General features: G+C 73.8%; 16 protein-coding genes and 2 pseudogenes. 9 read left to right on the top strand and 9 right to left on the bottom strand.

Going from position 1 to position 16,906, the window contains the following annotated elements:
• Positions 1 to 30: 30 nt before the first annotated feature.
• The 5 genes from AMY39116_RS0310755 (at position 31) to AMY39116_RS0310735 (ending at position 7,063) form a co-directional block, all read left to right on the top strand.
• Positions 31 to 2,379 carry an acetyl-CoA acetyltransferase gene (locus AMY39116_RS0310755; RefSeq protein ID WP_020417666.1) on the top strand — a complete coding sequence of 783 codons (2,349 nt, stop codon included), beginning with the start codon at positions 31 to 33 and terminating at the stop codon, positions 2,377 to 2,379.
• A gap of 220 nt (positions 2,380 to 2,599) precedes the next feature.
• Positions 2,600 to 3,523, top strand: a complete 924-nt coding sequence (locus AMY39116_RS0310750; protein WP_020417665.1) for a thiopeptide-type bacteriocin biosynthesis protein — start codon at positions 2,600 to 2,602, stop codon at positions 3,521 to 3,523.
• Positions 3,516 to 5,858, top strand: coding sequence for a hypothetical protein (locus AMY39116_RS0310745; RefSeq protein ID WP_039791399.1), 2,343 nt, complete (start codon positions 3,516 to 3,518; stop codon positions 5,856 to 5,858). The genes AMY39116_RS0310750 and AMY39116_RS0310745 overlap by 8 nt, the downstream gene beginning before the upstream one ends.
• 25 nt (positions 5,859 to 5,883) lie before the next feature.
• Positions 5,884 to 6,042 (top strand): hypothetical protein, encoded by a 159-nt coding sequence (locus AMY39116_RS46795; protein WP_020417663.1) that lies wholly within the window; start codon positions 5,884 to 5,886, stop codon positions 6,040 to 6,042.
• Positions 6,043 to 6,052: 10 nt separating this feature from the next.
• The gene (locus AMY39116_RS0310735) at positions 6,053 to 7,063 is read left to right on the top strand and encodes a lanthionine synthetase LanC family protein (RefSeq protein ID WP_020417662.1); all 1,011 of its coding nucleotides are present in this window, start codon (positions 6,053 to 6,055) and stop codon (positions 7,061 to 7,063) included.
• 30 nt (positions 7,064 to 7,093) lie between these two features.
• Here AMY39116_RS0310735 and AMY39116_RS48100 read toward each other — a convergent pair.
• From AMY39116_RS48100 to AMY39116_RS0310725, 3 genes and pseudogenes are all read right to left on the bottom strand, one after another.
• Positions 7,094 to 7,753, bottom strand: a pseudogene (locus AMY39116_RS48100) (RNA polymerase subunit sigma); the annotation flags it as partial.
• Between the two features lie 75 nt (positions 7,754 to 7,828).
• Positions 7,829 to 9,040 (bottom strand): annotated as a pseudogene (locus AMY39116_RS48095) (RNA polymerase sigma factor); the annotation flags it as partial.
• Positions 9,037 to 9,357, bottom strand: a complete 321-nt coding sequence (locus AMY39116_RS0310725) for a YciI family protein (protein ID WP_027935811.1) — start codon at positions 9,355 to 9,357, stop codon at positions 9,037 to 9,039. The gene AMY39116_RS0310725 and the pseudogene AMY39116_RS48095, both read right to left, overlap by 4 nt.
• Before the next feature lie 78 nt (positions 9,358 to 9,435).
• On the opposite strand from AMY39116_RS0310725, the gene AMY39116_RS0310720 reads away from it, so the two are divergent.
• Together AMY39116_RS0310720 and AMY39116_RS0310715 are read left to right on the top strand one after the other, a co-directional pair.
• Positions 9,436 to 9,990 (top strand): DUF998 domain-containing protein, encoded by a 555-nt coding sequence (locus tag AMY39116_RS0310720; protein ID WP_020417659.1) that lies wholly within the window; start codon positions 9,436 to 9,438, stop codon positions 9,988 to 9,990.
• Between the two features lie 14 nt (positions 9,991 to 10,004).
• Complete coding sequence (locus tag AMY39116_RS0310715) at positions 10,005 to 10,346, top strand: DUF1801 domain-containing protein (protein ID WP_020417658.1); 342 nt, start codon at positions 10,005 to 10,007, stop codon at positions 10,344 to 10,346.
• Between the two features lie 33 nt (positions 10,347 to 10,379).
• Here AMY39116_RS0310715 and AMY39116_RS0310710 read toward each other — a convergent pair whose 3' ends face one another.
• Together AMY39116_RS0310710 and AMY39116_RS0310705 are read right to left on the bottom strand one after the other, a co-directional pair.
• Positions 10,380 to 11,924 (bottom strand): substrate-binding domain-containing protein, encoded by a 1,545-nt coding sequence (locus AMY39116_RS0310710; RefSeq protein WP_020417657.1) that lies wholly within the window; start codon positions 11,922 to 11,924, stop codon positions 10,380 to 10,382.
• A gap of 104 nt (positions 11,925 to 12,028) precedes the next feature.
• Positions 12,029 to 12,385 (bottom strand): peptidase inhibitor family I36 protein, encoded by a 357-nt coding sequence (locus AMY39116_RS0310705; RefSeq protein WP_020417656.1) that lies wholly within the window; start codon positions 12,383 to 12,385, stop codon positions 12,029 to 12,031.
• A 66-nt stretch (positions 12,386 to 12,451) separates the two neighbouring features.
• On the opposite strand from AMY39116_RS0310705, the gene AMY39116_RS0310700 reads away from it, so the two are divergent.
• On the top strand, positions 12,452 to 13,216 hold the full coding sequence (locus tag AMY39116_RS0310700) for a class I SAM-dependent methyltransferase (protein WP_020417655.1): 765 nt from the start codon (positions 12,452 to 12,454) through the stop codon (positions 13,214 to 13,216).
• A gap of 80 nt (positions 13,217 to 13,296) precedes the next feature.
• Here AMY39116_RS0310700 and AMY39116_RS46035 read toward each other — a convergent pair whose 3' ends face one another.
• Together AMY39116_RS46035 and AMY39116_RS0310690 are read right to left on the bottom strand one after the other, a co-directional pair.
• Positions 13,297 to 13,788, bottom strand: coding sequence for a hypothetical protein (locus AMY39116_RS46035; protein ID WP_020417654.1), 492 nt, complete (start codon positions 13,786 to 13,788; stop codon positions 13,297 to 13,299).
• A 48-nt stretch (positions 13,789 to 13,836) separates the two neighbouring features.
• The gene (locus AMY39116_RS0310690; protein ID WP_020417653.1) at positions 13,837 to 14,718 is read right to left on the bottom strand and encodes an SDR family NAD(P)-dependent oxidoreductase; all 882 of its coding nucleotides are present in this window, start codon (positions 14,716 to 14,718) and stop codon (positions 13,837 to 13,839) included.
• 86 nt (positions 14,719 to 14,804) lie between these two features.
• Here AMY39116_RS0310690 and AMY39116_RS0310685 point away from each other — a divergent pair, with 86 nt between their 5' ends.
• Complete coding sequence (locus AMY39116_RS0310685; RefSeq protein WP_020417652.1) at positions 14,805 to 15,641, top strand: helix-turn-helix domain-containing protein; 837 nt, start codon at positions 14,805 to 14,807, stop codon at positions 15,639 to 15,641.
• Here AMY39116_RS0310685 and AMY39116_RS42650 read toward each other — a convergent pair.
• Together AMY39116_RS42650 and AMY39116_RS46030 are read right to left on the bottom strand one after the other, a co-directional pair.
• Positions 15,638 to 16,027, bottom strand: a complete 390-nt coding sequence (locus tag AMY39116_RS42650; RefSeq protein ID WP_020417651.1) for a hypothetical protein — start codon at positions 16,025 to 16,027, stop codon at positions 15,638 to 15,640. The two genes, AMY39116_RS0310685 and AMY39116_RS42650, sit on opposite strands and share 4 nt — an antisense overlap.
• Before the next feature lie 459 nt (positions 16,028 to 16,486).
• Positions 16,487 to 16,663 carry a hypothetical protein gene (locus AMY39116_RS46030; RefSeq protein ID WP_020417649.1) on the bottom strand — a complete coding sequence of 59 codons (177 nt, stop codon included), beginning with the start codon at positions 16,661 to 16,663 and terminating at the stop codon, positions 16,487 to 16,489.
• Between the last annotated feature and the right edge of the window lie 243 nt (positions 16,664 to 16,906).

Here is a 16,906-nt window from a genome sequence, read left to right as displayed (position 1 = left end):
CGAGAGCGCGCCGCCGGGTTACCGTTCGGTATGACCTCTCTCGATCACCGGACGCCGGTCCTCGTCGGCGTCGGCCAGGCGTCCGAGCGCATCGACGATCCCGGCTACCGCGGGCTGTCCGCGGTCGAACTCGCGGCCGCGGCGGCCCGGGACGCCCTCGCCGACACCGGCGCGGACCCGGGTGACGTCGCGTCCGCCGTCGACACCGTCGCGGGCATCCGCCAGTTCGAGATCTCCACGCCGATTTCGCACTCACCGCTGGGCCGGTCGGACAACTTCCCGCGCTCGGTCGCGAACCGTGTCGGCGCGGCACCCGCCCGCGCGATCCTGGAGGTCACCGGCGGCCAGTCGCCCCAGCACCTGGTCACCGAGCTGGCCGGGACGATCGCCGCAGGCGGGGCCGAGGTCGCACTGGTCGTGGGCGCGGAGGCCATCTCCACGGTCCGGCACCTGCAGCAGGCCGACGACAAGCCGGACTTCACCGAGCACGTCGACGGCGACCTGGAGGACCGCGGGTTCGGGCTGAAGGGCCTGGCCAACAGGCAGATGCTGGCGCACGGCCTGCTCGAACCGACCAGCCAGTACGCGTTGTTCGAGAACGCCCGCCGCGCCCGGCTCGGCCTGTCCCGCGAGGACTACGCGCTCGCGATGGGCGAACTGTTCGCGCCGTTCACCGCGGTCGCCGCGGCCAACCCGCACGCGGCCGCGCCGGTGCGGCGCGACGCCCGCGAGCTGGCGACGCCGACCGAGCGCAACCGCCCGATCGCCGACCCGTACACGCGGTTCCTGATCGCCCGCGAGCAGGTCAACCAGGGCGCCGCGGTGCTGCTGATGTCGGTGGGCGCCGCGCGGCGGCTCGGCGTGCCCGAGGACAAGTGGGTGTTCCTGCACGGCCACGCCGACCTGGAGGAACAGCCGCTGCTGGAGCGCGAGGACCTGAGCGGGTCGCCCGCCGCGGTGATGGCGGTGCGGCACGCGCTGGACCTCGCCGGCATCGGGGTCGGCGACCTGGCCACCATCGACCTGTACAGCTGCTTCCCGGTCGCCGTGTTCGCCGTCTGCGACGGGCTCGGCCTGGCCCCGGACGACCCGCGCGGCCTCACCGTCACGGGTGGCCTGCCGTTCTTCGGCGGCCCCGGCAACAACTACTCGACACACGCGATCGCCGAGACCGTCGTGCGCCTGCGCGCGCGGCCGGGCGCGTTCGGCCTGGTCGGCGCCAACGGCGGCATGCTGTCCAAGTACTCCGCCGGTGTGTACTCCACGACCCCGGCGCCGTGGCGGCCCGGCCGCAGCGCCGAACTGCAGGCCGAGCTGGACGCGCGCCCCGCGGTGCCGACCACGGTGCACCCGGACGGCTGGGCCACGCTGGAGACCTACACCGTCCAGCACGCCGCGGGCAGCGCCGTGGTCATCGGACGGCTCGACGACGGCCGCCGCTTCCTCGCCTCCACCAAGGACGAGGAGACGCTCGGCAGGCTGCTGGACGGCGAGCCGATCGGCAGCAAGATCCACGTGCGCTCGTTCGGGTTCGGCAACCGGGTCACGATGACGGCCGAGCGGATGGCCGAGCTGTTCCCGCCGCGCGCGCCGGGTTTCCGCGACGACTACGAGCACATCCTGGTGCGCCGCGACGGACACCTGCTCGAAGTCACCATCAACCGCCCGGATTCACGCAACAGCCTGCACCCGCCTGCCAACGCCGAGCTGGACGAGGTGTTCGACGCCTACTTCGCCGACCCGGACCTGTGGGTCGCGATCCTCACCGGCGCCGGCGACAAGGCGTTCTCCGCGGGCAACGACCTCGTCTACTCCGCGAGCGGGAAACCGATGTGGGTGCCCAAGAACGGGTTCGCCGGGCTCACCAGCCGCGAATCCCTGCCGAAACCGGTGATCGCCGCGGTCAACGGGTTCGCGCTGGGCGGTGGCTGCGAAATCGCCCTCGCCTGCCACCTCGTGGTCGCCGACGAGACCGCGCAGTTCGGCCTGCCCGAGGTCCGGGTCGGCCTGGTCGCCGCGGCGGGCGGCCTGGTGCGGCTGCCGCGCGCGATCCCGCCGAAGGTCGCGAACGACGTGATCCTCACCGGCAGGCGGTTGTCCGCCGCGGAGGCCGAGTCCTACGGCCTGGTCAGCCGGGTCGCGCCGGCCGGGCAGGCGCTGGCGGTCGCACGCGAGCTGGCCGCCGCGATCCTGGAGGGCTCCCCGACGTCGGTGCGCACCTCGCTGCGGATCATGGCGGAGGCGGACGGGTTCGCGAACACCGTGGAAGCCGTCCGGCACCCCTCGCCCGCGCTCGACGAACTCCTCGTCAGCCAGGACGCGTTCGAAGGACCGGCGGCGTTCGCGCAGAAAAGGAAACCGGTGTGGCGAAACCGCTGACCCGAGCGGTTCCGCGCTGACCGGTGTGAGTAGCCGCGTCCGGCCGCCGTGACCCTGTGTCCCGGCGCCGGACGCGGCTCGCCAGGTCACCACGTTCAGGGGTCGTTCGACCCGGCGAAAAGCCGTTCCCGCACTTTCCGCCGTCCGCCTCCCGGCACAGACTGAATACGGATTTCCGCATTTCCGGAAACCGTTTCGAGAATTCCTTTCGGGAGGCGAGATGGCGGTGCCTGCGACCGTGCGCCTGCGGGAGAAGTCCGTGCCCATGCGGGATTTCCTCGCCGACTGCGTCAGCGCGCTGTCCGAGGGGCGGACCAGCCGCGAGTTCACCACGTTCCTCACCGCGGGCGCGGCCGCGCTCGCCGCCGAGGAGGACCGGTGGGTGCAGTGGGGCCTGGAAACGCCGGATCTGCCGGAACTGCACGGCGCGATCGCCGCGCTGGCACGGGACTGGTTGTGGCAGCAGACGATCGACGACTTCTTCGTGATGCACAAGCCACCGGGGCTGCGCCTGCGCCTCGCTCCCGCGCCCGGGCACGCCGAGCACGTGGAAGCGTTGCTGCGCAAGCGGATCCGGCTGTGGCAGGACATCGGCCTGGTGACCAGGGCGGTGCCGTCGGTGTACGAGCCGGAGGCGCACCTGTTCGGCGGTCCCCGCTCGATGGCGTGGGCGCACCGGCTGTTCACCGTGGACTCGCTGACCTGGCTCGACCACCACACCCGGCCGTCCGGCTGCCCGCAGTGGGCGCTGTCGATGCTGATGCTGCGCGGTGTCTTCGACGGGCTGCGGATCGCCGGCTGGGAGGACCGGGACGTGTGGGCGCGAGTCCGCGAGACCGGGCGGCGGCACCCCGAGCCGGTCGACACCGCGGTCGCGGCGGCCGGCCTGCGCCGGTGGTGGCACCACCCGGACGAGCTGGCCGCGACCGTGCCCGGGCCTGCCCGGCGGCTGGCCGAGCGGCACGCCGAGGAGATCCGGCCGCTGCTCGACGGGTGGTGGAACCACTACTTCACCGCGGACGGCGCGCGGGTCGGACCTCGCGAGGCGGCCTGCTACTACGTGGTGTTCCACTGGAACCGCGGGACGCTGAGCTTCGGCAGGCAGGTCCTGATCGCCGAGTCGCTGGCGGCGGGCGATGACTGATCCCGCACTGGTGAGGGTGGCGGGCCTGCCCGCGGCGCTGCCCGCCGCGCTCGGCACGCCCGACCTGACCGAACGGATGCGTCACCTGGTCCGCGCCGAGACCGCCTACCGCGCGTGCGCCGCGGACGTGGCCGAGCGCATGGGCGCGGAGCTGGTCCCGGCCCTGCCGCGCGAGGCGCGGCGGCAGGCGCTCGACGTCCGGCGCCGCCTGCACCGCGGCGAGTTCGTCCAGCCCGGGGACCTGGACTACCGTCCGCTGGCGCGGATCGCCGAGTGGGGCGCCGCGCTGGCCGCCGAGACCGCCGCGCTGCACGACGCGGTCGAGCAGACCGCCCGGATGCACCACGGCCTGGTGTGGGACCTGATCACCGCCGATCCCGCCGCGGCCCGGATGGTCGCCGCCACCGCGCCCGGCGTCGTCGAGGACATCCGCGCCCGGCTCGCCGCCGGTGAGCCGTGGACCGGCAAAGCACTGCGCAAACGCGCCGACTACCTGCTGCGGCTGCTGTTCCGGGCCGCGTTCAAGACCACCCCGCGCGGCTGGCTCGCACACGTCGCCCTGGCCGGGACCGGCCCTGGGCCGCTGACGGTCGGCGACCACGCGGTGCACCGGCTCACCAACATCCAGGAGGACCGCCGCAGGCTGACCGCGGCCCCGGTCCTGCCGGACGCGTGGCTGAGCCTGACGGCGCTGCGGTGGACGGAGGGCGACCGGCTGTGCTGGCACGTCGCCGACCACGACGGGCCGGACGCGGTGCGGCGCGGCGACATCCGGCGCACGCCGGTGGTGGACGCGCTGTGCCGGGTTCTCGGCGCGCGGGCGATGCGCACCCGGGACGTCGTCACGCTGCTCGCACCGGACGCGCGGCGCAAGCCGGTGCTGCGCGAGTTCCTGCGGCACCTGGCGCAGCTGGGGCTCGTGCAGGTGTCGTCGGCGCCGACCGGGCGGCTGCACCGCTGGCGGGTCGCCGCCGAGCCCGGCGACGGGTTCACCGACGTCTACCGGCGCGCGCACGGCGGCGTCCCGGTGCCGTCGCGGCTGCCCGAGCTGGTCGCCCACGCGGGACGGCTCGCCGCGGTGATCGCCGACCGTCGGTCGCACCCCGCGCTCGACCTCGTCGGCCCCGACCCCCGGCCGCTGTCGGAGATCGTCGCGGAGGCCTTGGACTCCGGCGAGCCGCCCCGGCCCGCCCTGCCCGGCTCGGCGTGGCCAGAACCACGGCCGCGGACCACCTACCAGCGGTTGTGCGAGTGGATGGCCCGGCACGCTGACGAAAGCGAGATCGAACTCGGCCCGGCGGTGCTGGACTACCTGGGCGCGCCGCCCGCGCGGCCGTCGCCGTGGCCGGTCGACTGCCTGCTCCGCCCGCTGCCGGAAGGCCGGGCCGTGCTGGAGGCCGTCACCCCGGCGGGCGTGACGGACGCGCGGTTCGCCGCCGCGCTGCAGAGCCTGCACGGCGAGGTCCCGCAGGTCAGCGCGCACCGCGCGTTCCTGACCGAGACGGCGGCCCGGTGCGGCGCGGAGCTCGTCGAGGTGCTCGTGCCGCCGCAGGGCAGCCAGGGCGCCAACACCGTGCGCCGCCCGCGCTACACGCGAACCTGGACCGGTGACGCCGACCCGGCGACCTATGTGGACGATCCGGCCGGGATGCGCCGCTACCTGCCGCTGGACGAGATCACGCTCCGCCGCGACGCGCGTGGCGTGATCGCGGAGGACCGCGCCGGCCAGGTGCTGTGGCCGGTCTACCACGCGACCCGGCGGCCACCGCCGCCGTGGGACCTGGTGGTTTCGCTGCTCACCGCGGCGTCCCCGGCCCGGCGGCTCGCGGTGTCGCACGGGTTCGGCGATCCGCGCGCCGCCTTCCCCGGCCGCGCCCGCACACCGCGGCTGCTGGTCGACCCGGACCTGGTGATCGCGCCGGCGACGGTGTTCGCGGGCCGGGACGTGCTGCCGGAGCCGGGCGGCGACCGGTTCGCGCGGATGCGGGCGCTGGCGAACCTGCGGCTGGTGACCGGCGCGCCGCGGTGGGTGTTCGCCCGGGACGGCCGCCGGTCCCAGCCGGTCGACCTGGACAGCGTCGCCACGCTGCGGGTGTTCGACCGGATGCTGGCCGACCCCGCGGTCGGCGGCCTGGTGCTGGAGGAGATGCTACCCGCGCCCGACGACCTGACGGTGTCCGATGTGGACGGATCGCGGCGAGCGGCGCAGGCCGTGGTGCGGTTGCCGCTGGGCGCATCGCCGTCCCGGCTGGCCGACGACGTGACCGCCGCCTGGCAGCGGATCACCACCCGGCGCGCGCGGCGCGCCCCAGAGACCACCGCAGTCGGTGGGTAGAGGAAACCAACGGAAGGAGTTCATCATGGAGTCGACGCTTGAGCTGTCCGAACTGGACGGTCTGGTCGAGCGGCTGGACGCGCGGATCAGCAGTTCCGGGGACCCGGAAACCGGTAAGCCGCCCTCCCTGCTGCTGTGCAGCGGGTATTGCGGCGACGAAGATGCGAGCTGGTTCGTGTGCTGACCGGTACGGGATGGCGCGGGAGCTGACCGGCGCCGCCGCCACGGTCCTCACGACCTGGGCCGAGCAGCAGGAAGCGAGCACGGCCGCACCCGATGCCGGGGCGGCCGTGCTCGCCACGCTGCTCGGCGACCACCCGGCGAGCCGGGCGGCGCTGCGGGCCTGGTTGCGGGCGATCCCGCGCTGCTCGGACACTGGTTTGCACGGCGGGTTCGCCGGGGTCCTGGCCGGACTGCGCCTGGCCGCGCGGGTCGATCCCGCGTTGGGGCCGCTCGCCGACCGGACCACTGAGCGGCTGGCGCCGGGCGGCGGCTGGCGGTCGCGCGAGGTCGGTTTCGCCGACTACGACCTGGTTTCCGGACCGGCCGGGCTGCTGGCGGTGCTGCCCGAGGCCGCGGCAGCGCGGGAGCACCTGGCCGCGCTGGATGTGCCCGGCGGGTTCCGCATCGGCGGGGCCGCGCCGGCGTGGGCGCGGGGCGGGGTCGTGACCGGGTTGGCGCACGGGGTGGCGCGCCCACTGGCCGTGCTGGGGCCGGGCGGGTCGCCGGATCTGGCGTCGTGGCTGGTCGAGCACCAGGAGACGGACGAGCTGGGCGTGGTGTCGTGGCGCTCCCGCCCGGACGGCCCGCGACGTGCGGTGGTGCGGCGGCAGGCGTGGTGCTATGGCACGCCCGGGATCGCGTGGGCACTGTGGACGGCGGGCGGCGCGTTCGCGGATGCCGGCCTGCGGGCGATGGACACACTGTGCGCGGCGTACGACGAGGAGGTCCACCTGAGCGACCACCCACTGAGCCTCTGCCACGGCGCCGCGGGGGTCCTGCTGATCGCCGACGCGTTCGCGAGGAACTCCCCCGTCGGCGGCCCCTTGCGGGACCGCCTGCTCCGGTTCTTGCACACGCGGCTGCCCGACGTGCTGGTGATGACGGACCTGAGCCTGCTCACGGGAGCCACCGGAGTGCTGGCCGCACTGCTCACGGTCGAGGGCGCGGATCGGGACTGGTTGCGCCTGCTGGCCCTGGCGTGATTTCAATTGCCGCGGCCCCACGGACCACCGCTACGCACCCCGCCGCGACCACAGCTGCCGCAGCGTGAAGCCGCGTCCCGAGGGGTCCAGGGGGCGCGTCGCCTGCTTGAACAGGTACTCCGCGCGCTCGTAGGACAGCCGCCCGCGGCCGGTGTCCGGGCAGAGGTCCGCGGCGCGCCGCATGTGGGCCGGGCCGGGGCGGCGGTCCGCCAGGAACACCGGCCCGCGCGTGCGCCCGCCGAGCAGTTCGGGCAGCAGGCGCGCCGTGCCCGAGCACCACGTCACCCACCGCGAACCCGCGCGCGCCCGCCGGTCCGCCAGGTCCAGGTCCTCCACGTTCAGCGACAGCACCGGTCGCACCCCGGCGGCCGACTCGTGCAGCAACCGCCACAACGTCCGCTCCCGCACGGGCGCTTCCACCGTCCACAAGCGACGCAGCAGGTCGTCCGCCAGACCCGGCACGCGTGACCGGCTCTCCGCGCGCCGCTCCAAGCCGTCAGCCAGCTCCGGCCGCCCCACCCACGCCCCGAACGACCGGACCGCCGACCGGTGCCGGTTCCACGTCTTCGCCGCCGCGTCGCCCCACGCCACCTCGAAGACGCCGGTGACGTCGTCCCCGGTCAGCGACTCCAGCGGCCGCCGGTCGCCCAGCGCCAGGCACAACCGGCGCAGGGTCTGGCCGTAGGACCGCAGCGTCGAGGCGTCCAGGTCGTCCCGCGCCAGGAAGTCCGCCGCCGCCCGCCCCAGCGTCGCGACCGGCTCCGCGGGCCCCAGCTCGTCCGCGCGCCGCAACAGGAAGTCGCGCTCGGCCGTGTTCTTCGCCAGCGCCGCGGCCCGTGCGAACTCCACCCGCGCCTCGGCGCTCCGGCCCAGCTCCGCCAGCAGATCGCCACGCACGCTGGGCAGCAGGTGATAGTCCCGCAGCGTGCGATCGGCGAGCAGCTCGTCGGCCAGTGCGAGCCCGGCCGCCGGGCCGTGGGCGCGACCCACCGCGACCGCCCGGTTCAGCCGCACGACCGGCGTGGGCAGCAGCCGGACCAGCGCGTCGTAGAGCACCGCGATCTGCCGCCAGTCGGTGTCCGCCGCGGTTCGGGCCTGCGCGTGGCACACCGCGATCGCCGCCTGCAGCACGTACGGCCCCGGCGGCCCGCCGAGATCGCGCGCCCGCAGCATCGCGGTGAACCCGCGCCGGATCAGCAACGGGTCCCAGCGGTCGCGGTCCTGCTCGTGCAGCTGCACCGGTTCCCCGCGTGGCCCGGTGCGCGCGGCCGACCGGGACGCCTGGATCTCCATCAACGCGACCAGCCCGTGCACCTCGGCCTCGTCCGGCGCGAGCTCGGCCAGCAGACGGCCCAGCCGCAGCGCCTCCTGGCACAGGCCGGGCCGCATCAGGTCGTCCCCGGCGGTGGCGGAGTAGCCCTCGTTGAAGATCAGGTACACGACCCCGAGCACCGACGACAGCCGCTCGGCCAACGCGGCGCCTTCGGGCAGCTCGATCGACACGCCCGCAAGCGTTTGCTTCGCCGCCGCGATGCGCTGCGCGACCTGCTGCTCGGTGGTCAGGAACGCGCGCGCGATCTCCGCCGCCGACAGACCGCCGACCACCCGCAGCGTGAGCGCGACCCGCTGCTCGGTCGGCAGCACCGGGTGGCAGGACAGGAACATCAACCGCAGGACGTCGTCGTGCTGAACGTCCCGCGGCTGCGCCAACTCGCGCGCGAGCTGCTCGTGCCTGCGCTCCAGCCGCTCGATCCGCCGCAGGTGGTCGATCGCGCGACGCTTCGCGGTGGTCATCAGCCAGGCGGCCGGGTTGTCCGGCACGCCGGACGACGGCCACTGCTCCAGCGCCGCGACCAGCGCGTCCTGGGCCAGCTCCTCGGCGAGACCGACGTCCCGCACCAGCCGCGTCAGCCCGCCGACGAGGTTCGCCGACTCCCGCTTCCAGACCGCGTCGACCGTGCCGCGGACGTCGGTCACCCGAAGACCTGGTGGATGCGGCTCTCACCGTCCCCCACGATCCGGCGGAAGCGGCGGGCCAGCTCGACGGCCTCCTCCTTGGAGCTCACCTCGACCAGCGCGAAGCCGCCCACCGACTCCTTGGCCTCGGTGAACGGGCCGTCGGTCACGGTGATCTCGTCGCCCTCGGAGGCCACCCGCATGCCGGCCGGGTCGAGCCCACCGGTCGCCAGCAGCACACCGGAGGCCGTCATCTCCTCGATGAACTTGCCCATCTCGGCGAACAACTCCTCGTCGGGGGCCTGGCCGGTCCCCATCTGCATCATCAGAAATCGCATCGGCCCAGCTTAGCGGCGCATTCCCTGTCACATCGCCCGGACGACGTGTGGATGACCCTCCGAGAAAGGAACCCCGAAATGACCACCACCGCCCTCCGGCCCGCCGCGTCCCGTCTGACCGCGCTGGCCGTCGCCGGCCCGCTGTGGGCCACCGTCTCCCTCGCCCAGGCGGCCACCCGCGACGGCTTCGACCTCACCCGGCAACCGCTCAGCTTGTTGAGCACCGGCTCGCTGGGCTGGCTGCAGATCGCCAACTTCGTGGTGGCCGGCGTCCTCACCGTCGCCGGCGCGAACGGATTGCCCGGCAAGTGGGCGCCCCGGCTCGTGCTGACGGCCGGCGTGGGCCTGGTCGCCGCCGGGGTCTTCCCGATGGACGCCGTGGGGTTGTCCTGGCACGGCGTGGGGCACATGATCGCCGGCACCGTGACCTTCGCGTCGCTGATCGCCGCCTGCCACGTGCTGGGACGCCGGTTCTCCGGTCGCGACGCGGTGTTGTCGCACCTCGCCGGCACGGCCCTGCTCGTCGGCGACGGCTGGGCGATGGCCGGCGGTCCGGCCGGTTCGCTCACCCTCGCCGTCGGCGCCATCACCGCCATGCTGTGGATCTCCGTCGTCGCCGCCCGTCTCCGCTGAACGGAAGTCCTGCCATGACCGTCACCGAATACGTCGAGAAGCTGCCCGCCGCCCAGCGCGAGATCGCCGAACGCCTGGTCGGCCTGATCGAGACCGCCCTGCCCGGAACCGGCGCCGTGTGGCACGGACACCCGGTGTGGAGCCTCGGCCCCGCGCCCGGCAAGCAGGCGGTGTGCCTGGTCAAGGCCTACCCCAAGCACGTCACGTTCGGCTTCTGGCGCGGCCAGGAGATCGCGGACCCGTCCGGCCGCCTGCAGCCGGGAGCGCGCGGGATGGCGAGCGTGAAGCTGCGGGAGCCCGGCGAGATCGACGACGAACTGTTCGCCAACTGGCTCAAGCAGGCTGCCGAACTCTGAGCGGAGCGCCGAGCGATCCCGCCCGGCGCTCCGTCACGTCTCCGGCCGGCACAGCACCGGGTTCGCCAGCTCGGCGCAGGGCCGGTCGCCGTGCGAGCGGACGATGTCGGCGCCCACCTGGTTCGTCAGGTACCGCAGGAAGCTCGCCGCGAGCGAGTCGGCCTTCGGTTCGCCGTAGGTGTAGGCGTACTCGGTCTGCCAGAACGGGTACACGCCGTGGTCGGCGCCCTGCACACTCGCCTTCTGGCCGTCGATCCAGACGGTGCGCACGTCCGCCCGCTTCTCCGCGGCGCCGAGTTCGCTGTAACCGATCGCGCCCGGGGTGGCGGCCACGGCGTCGAGCAGCGACTCGGTGTCGTTGCGGCGGCAGCGGATCACGTCGGCGGCCGTGCCCGGGCGTCGCGGCTCGACGCAGTCGTTGGAGTTCTCCCCCGGCTCGATCGCGTCGAGCACCTGCTGCTCGAACGTCGTGCGCGTGCCGGAAAGCGCTTCCCGGTCCACGATCCGCACCTCCTGGTCCGCGCCGCCCAGCTCCTTCCAGTTCCGGACGCGCCCGGCGAACACGTCACGCACCTGCGCCGCGGTCAGGTCCTGCACCCCGGCGTCCGGGTGGATGACGATCGTGAACAGCAGGAACGCGATCGGCCGCGGCAGCAACTGCGGTGACCGGTCGCCCTTCACCCCGTCGGAAAACGCCAGCACGTCACCGCTCTTGGCCGCGTTGACCCGTTCCAGGCCGTCGGTGCTGCCGCTCATCTCGATGGTGAACTTCGCGCCCGGGCAGGTGCGGCTGTAGGAGCCGGTGGCTTCCCGCACGACGGGGGCGAACGCGGTGGAGCCGGTGACGGTGAGCGATCCGGAAGCGCAGTCCAGCGGCGGCGGGTCCTGCGTGGCCAGCCCGATCACGAACGGTTCGGCCAGCGCGACCGACACCAGCAGGTACACCAGCACGGTCAGCCAGCGCGGGATTCCGGTGCGGCTCTTGGTCTCCCGGATCGCGCCGTTGCGCACGCCGCCCTTGATGCCGGCGATCACCACCGGGTCCGGGCACTTCTTCACCTTCGGCCCGGCGCGGTCGAGCACCGCGAGGACCTTGTAGTGCTGGCCCTGGTTCAGCGGCACCTTCGGCAGCTGGATGACGCCGACGTTGCGGCCGTCGCTGTCGACGATGTTGTCCACGCCGAGACCGGAGTTCTCGCCGAAGTTCTCACGCAGGAAGTCGTCGCTCAGCTCGGTCACGACCATGCCGGCGACGCGGCGGTCCGGGAAGTTGATCTTCACGCCCGCCTGGACGTTGCTGAGGACGGCGTAGTCCTGGCTGTCGATGTTCGTCGTGCCGGTGTTCTCGATGCGCACCAGCACGAACGACGGGTCGGTCAGCGCCTTGCCGTCCTTGTCGTCCAGGCGTTGCAGCGCGCCCGCGTTCTCAGCCGCGACCTCCTGCCGCGCGGTGGTGTCGACCTGCACGCGGTAGCCGAGCCGTTTGCGCCCGACGAACACGAACTCCCACAGAAACGCGAACACCGGCACCACGAGCGCCAGCACCGCCAGGACGATTTCCCAGGGAAAGTTGGACAACCGGGCCTCCGCGCTGGGGACACAGGACGAGACATCCATCTTGTGCGAGCGCGAGCCGGAAGATCACTTCTCCCCGAGCTGTTCGGCAGTTGTTCACCCGGCCGTCAGCCGCATTCGACCGACGAGGGGGTGTCGTCCTCCGGCCCGGGCAGGTCGACGCGGTAGCCGTGGAGCATTTCGTGCGCCCTGCCGTAGAAGTCGGGGCTCTCGTACCAGGTGCAGGTGACGCCGGTGTCGTTGGTCCAGGACGAGATCCGGTCGGCGAGGTCGTAGGTGGCGAGGTCGCCGACCCGGTCCCCCGGTCGCAGGGCCAGACCGCCGCCGGTGAAGCCGTGGTCCCGGTACAGGCACAGGCTGCCCTGCGGGCAGTCGCGGCCGTCGAACGTGGAAACCTCTTGTGCCGCAGCGGTGGCCGGCACGAACGCGATCGCCAGTACGGCGAGGAACACCGATGCACGCATGGCTCCGCGATACCCGCATCACCCGGATCAACGCGCTCATCACCGCATCGAGCTAGGGTGCCGGGAATGGCAGACCCCTACGGCTCGTTCGGACGCGGCTACTCGTCGGTGCGGCGGCCGGATCCGCGGATCGCCCGCCAGGTGCACGCCGCGCTCGGTGCGGCCGCGACGGTGCTGAACGTCGGCGCGGGCGCCGGATCGTACGAGCCGGACCGCCGGGACGTGCTGGCGGTCGAACCGTCGGCGACGATGCTGCGCCAGCGGCCGCCCGGTTCGGCCCCGGCCGTGTGCGCGCTCGCCGAGCACCTGCCGTGCGCCGACCACCGGTTCGACGCCGCGCTCGCCGTGCTGACCGTGCACCACTGGCGCGACCCGGCGGCCGGGCTCGCCGAGCTGCGCCGCGTGTCCCGGCGGCAGGTGGTGTTCACGTGGGACGTCGAGGTGATGGCGCGGTACTGGCTCGTCGGCGAGTACCTGCCGGAGATCGCCGAGCGGGAGCGGGGCCTGGCGAATCTGGACGCGGTGGTGCGCGGGCTGAGCGGCCCGGACCGGCGGGTGGTGGTCCAGCCGGTGCCCGTCCCGTGGGACTGCAGCGACGGTTTCCTGGCCGCCTACTGGCGACGCCCGCACAGCTACCTGGACGACGACGTGCGGGCGGGCATGTCCGGCGTGGCGGCGCTGCCGTCGGACGTGGTGCTACCTGCGGTGCGAAAACTGGCCGAAGACCTCAGCTCCGGCAAGTGGCAGCGCCGTCACCACGACCTCCTGGACCGGGATTCACTGGACGTCGGCTACCGCCTGGTGGTCGCGACTAGTGCCCTGAGTCGTTGATTCGTCGGCAGCAGGGGGCGAGGGAGTCGCCCAGGTGTTTTCGCCAACCTACCGATCAACGGCCGCCCGCGGGAGGGCGATCAGCTGAGCGCGCCCGCGATCCCGCAGATCAGCGAACCCAGCCGCGTGTCCGACACACAGCCGCTCGCCGGCTGGGGCTGCGTCGGGTCCGGTGCGGGCGACGAGGACGGCGGGGTGGGGGTCGCCGGCGAGGTGGGTTCCGCGGGCGAGGACGGCGCACCCGGTGGCACCTCGGGCGTCGGCGCGCCCGGCACCGGGAGCCCGGGCGCCGGCACCGACGGCACCGGAACCGGCGGGGTCGCCCTGCCCGGCCGGTTCACCGGCAGGACCCCGCCGACCTGGTCCGGCGCGGGCCGGGTGACCTCCGGAGCGGGCGGGACGACAGGAGTCTCGGCCGGCGGCGCGACCGCGGGCGGCCGGGCGCCGATCCCGAGCGCGATCGCCGGCGCGTCGTCGCTCAACCCGTTCAGCCCGGGGCCCAGCGTCCACGCCACACCCGCCGCCACCACCAGCGCCGCCCCGGCGGTCCCGATCTTCGCCTTCACTCCCATGCGCGCAGTTTAGCTTGCGCCGCAAGGCTTTCCGAGCAGTCAAATAGGTTACACCCGGACCGCGGCGAACCGCTCGGCCGCATCCCAGAGCTCCCGCTCGCGCCGCGGGTCGTAGGACTCCGGGGACGACGGGACGACCGCGCCTCGGTCCACATAGGACCCGCTCGGCGCGTCGATCGCACCGAGGACGACGTCGGCGAGGAATCGACCCGCGGTGGCGGGGCTGGTCGCCCACGGCGTCCAGGTCATCGCGGGCAGGATCCGGCGCACCGCGAACCGGACGACCGGATTGGCGTCGCGGGTGAGTCCGGTGCCGGGCACGAACGCCGGGTTGTACGCCACGGCAGCGACCCCTGGCGGCAGGCGCCGCGCGTACTCGTGCACCAGGTGGATGGTGGCCAGTTTGCTCGTCGAGTACGCGGTGCGCCCCGCGGCCGCGCTCGACGGGTCCGGGAAGGCGCCGGGCCGCGCGAGCACGTCCGGGGACTGCCAGACCGGGCCGGGCACGAGCCCCAGGTTGTGGCGGAAGTCGCCGAAGTGGGTGTCGCTGGTGGTGATCACGACCCGCCCTGGGGTGGTGAAACGGTCCTGCAGCACGCGGACGAACACGTGGTTGGCGAGCACGTTGACCGTGAAGGTCGACTCGTACCCGTCCGGCCCCACCGTGAGCGCGTTCGTGTGCTGGACGCCCGCGTTCCCCACGAACGCGCGCAGCGGCGGCAGGTCACCGCGGTCCAGCCGGTCGCGGATCGCGCTGGCGGCGTCCCGGACACTGCGCAGCGAACTCAGATCCGCGGTCACCGTGCCGTCGCCGAGGTCCGTTCGCGCGACGACGACCACGTGCGCATCGGGGTCCCGCCGACGGATCTCTTCCAGGGCGACGCGCCCGATGCCGCGGCTGGCGCCGGTCATGACGATCGTGTGGCTCATGCGACCACCGTCCCGCCCGCCGCGGAGATCAGCCAGGGACCAGCAGTACCCACGCTGATCCGGCGGGGAACGGACAGAATGGACCCGTGACCACCCCCGACACCGGTTTCGGCAGGCTGCTGCGCGCCTGGCGCGACCGCCTGTCTCCGGCCGACGCCGGCCTGCCCGTCACGACCGGCCGCCGCGCTCCCGGCCTGCGCCGCGAGGAACTCGCCCAGCTGGCCGGGCTGTCGGTGGACTACGTGCTGCGCCTGGAGCAGGGCCGCGCGAAAAACCCGTCGGCGCAGGTGGTCGGCGCGCTGGCGCGGGCGCTGCAGCTGTCCCGGCCCGAACGCGACCAGCTCTACCGCGCGGCCGGCCTCCTGCCGCCGCAGGACGGGACGGTGAACGTGCACGTGCCCGCGGGCGTCCAGCGTCTCGTCGCGCGCCTCGGCGACGTGCCGATCGGCGTGTTCGCCGCGGACTGGACGCTGGTCTGGTGGAACGCCACCTGGTCCGCCCTGTTCGGTGAACCGGGCACCGACCGGAATCTGGTGCGAGCGGTCTTCACCGGCGCCACCCCGCCGGTGCGGCCGGAGCGCGGCGCGGAGGCGTTCGCGATGTCGCTCGTGGCCGACCTGAAGGACGCCGTGTCCCGCTACCCGGCCGACGCCCAGCTCGACCGCCTGGTGCGGGAGCTGCGCCGGACCTCCGGCGCCTTCGCCCGGTACTGGGACACGCAGACCACGGCGGCCGTGCACGAGTCCGAACGCAAGACGGTCACGCACCCCGAGGTCGGCGACATCCTGTTCGACTGCGACGTGCTGCTGGTGCCGGGCGCCGACCTGCGAGTGGTCACCTACACGACGGCGGCGGGCAGCGCGGACGCCGGCAAGCTGGACCTGCTGCGGGTCACCGGCGGGCGTCCGCTGACCACGTCCTAGAGGTCGTCGCAGGCGGCCCTGGCTCGGTTCATCGCCGCGTCGAACTCCGGTCCGGACGCCTCGAAGGTCCGCGTGACGATCTCGAGCGGCGCCTTCAACGCGTCGGCGAGGGCCTGGTAGCGCGGATCCTGCTCGGCTGCCGCCGCCGCGAGCTGCGACGCCGCGCCCCACCGCTGGAAACCGGCGTACTGGGTGCCGGGATCGAGCGACGTGGTGCGTTCCACTGCCGCGCAGGCCGCCTTGGCGTCCGACGCGGCAGCGCCCGGCGCGGAGCCGATCCAGACCAGCCCGACGACTCCCGCGCCGACCACGAGCCCCACCACGAGGGCGGTCACGACGAGCGGCCACCGGCGACGCGGCGGCGGGGCGGGATAGGGCTGGGCCATGGAAGTCCTTCCGTGGGCGGGCTGTCCTCGCATGGACGTGCCGCCACCGCGCCCGGTTCCGCCGCGCCGGGCGGGTCAGCGCACGGTCACGTTGCTCCGGTCCGGAACAGCGGCTCGTGACCGGCGGGCGCACGCGTCGCACGTCCGATCCGGTTGCCACGCCTTCGCCGCGGCACGCAGGGCACGCCGGAGACTGCGCGGCGAACGGACGGCGCCGGCCTCGTCGCGCAGGGGCGTGCCGAACACCTGGAGCCTGCGCTGCTTGCGCCCGCACGCGCACACCGTGCGGCGGTAGCACCGGAGCACAGCGGATCCGTTCGCCACCCGTACCCTGCCGCGCCAGATCATCCGTGCCCCCTCGTGTTCGTCGCTCCGGTGTGGAGACGGCGCACCCTCGCTCGGCATGTCGCCAAACGGACCGACACGTTCGGATGCGATCGGGGTCACAGCCCGGCGCGGTCAGGTGTGGCGGCGCCGCAGCCGCCGCCACGCCAGCTTGTAGGGGTCGACCTCGAGGACCCGCCCGGCGCGCACGTCCGTCCGGGCGCGGGCCAGCGCACGCCGGGCTTCCTGCACGTCGATGCCGTACTCACGGCACCGCGCGAAGAAGGCGCGCAACGCGTCGTTCCCACCCACCCGATGATGATCGTCCGCAGGGCCTTCCCAAAACGTTGATCAACTGATCGTGTCACCGACGATCGCGGTGCCCGCGTGCAGCGCCGCACGCGCTGGGCCTGCTCCCTGTGGAACCAGCGTTGACCGCGGTCCCGGCTCACCTCGACAGCCCACGCACACCGTGAGTAGCATCACCCTCGATGCGGGGTGGATCGCGCGAGGGGTGGTTCGGTAGTGGAGAGCCCGCCGGCGCACCGTCACGGC

Source organism: Amycolatopsis sp. ATCC 39116, from assembly GCF_000231075.2.
Lineage (GTDB): Bacteria > Actinomycetota > Actinomycetes > Mycobacteriales > Pseudonocardiaceae > Amycolatopsis_E > Amycolatopsis_E tucumanensis.
Note: the sequence above shows the minus strand (reverse complement) of the source record. Positions and strands in the feature narration are given on the sequence as shown.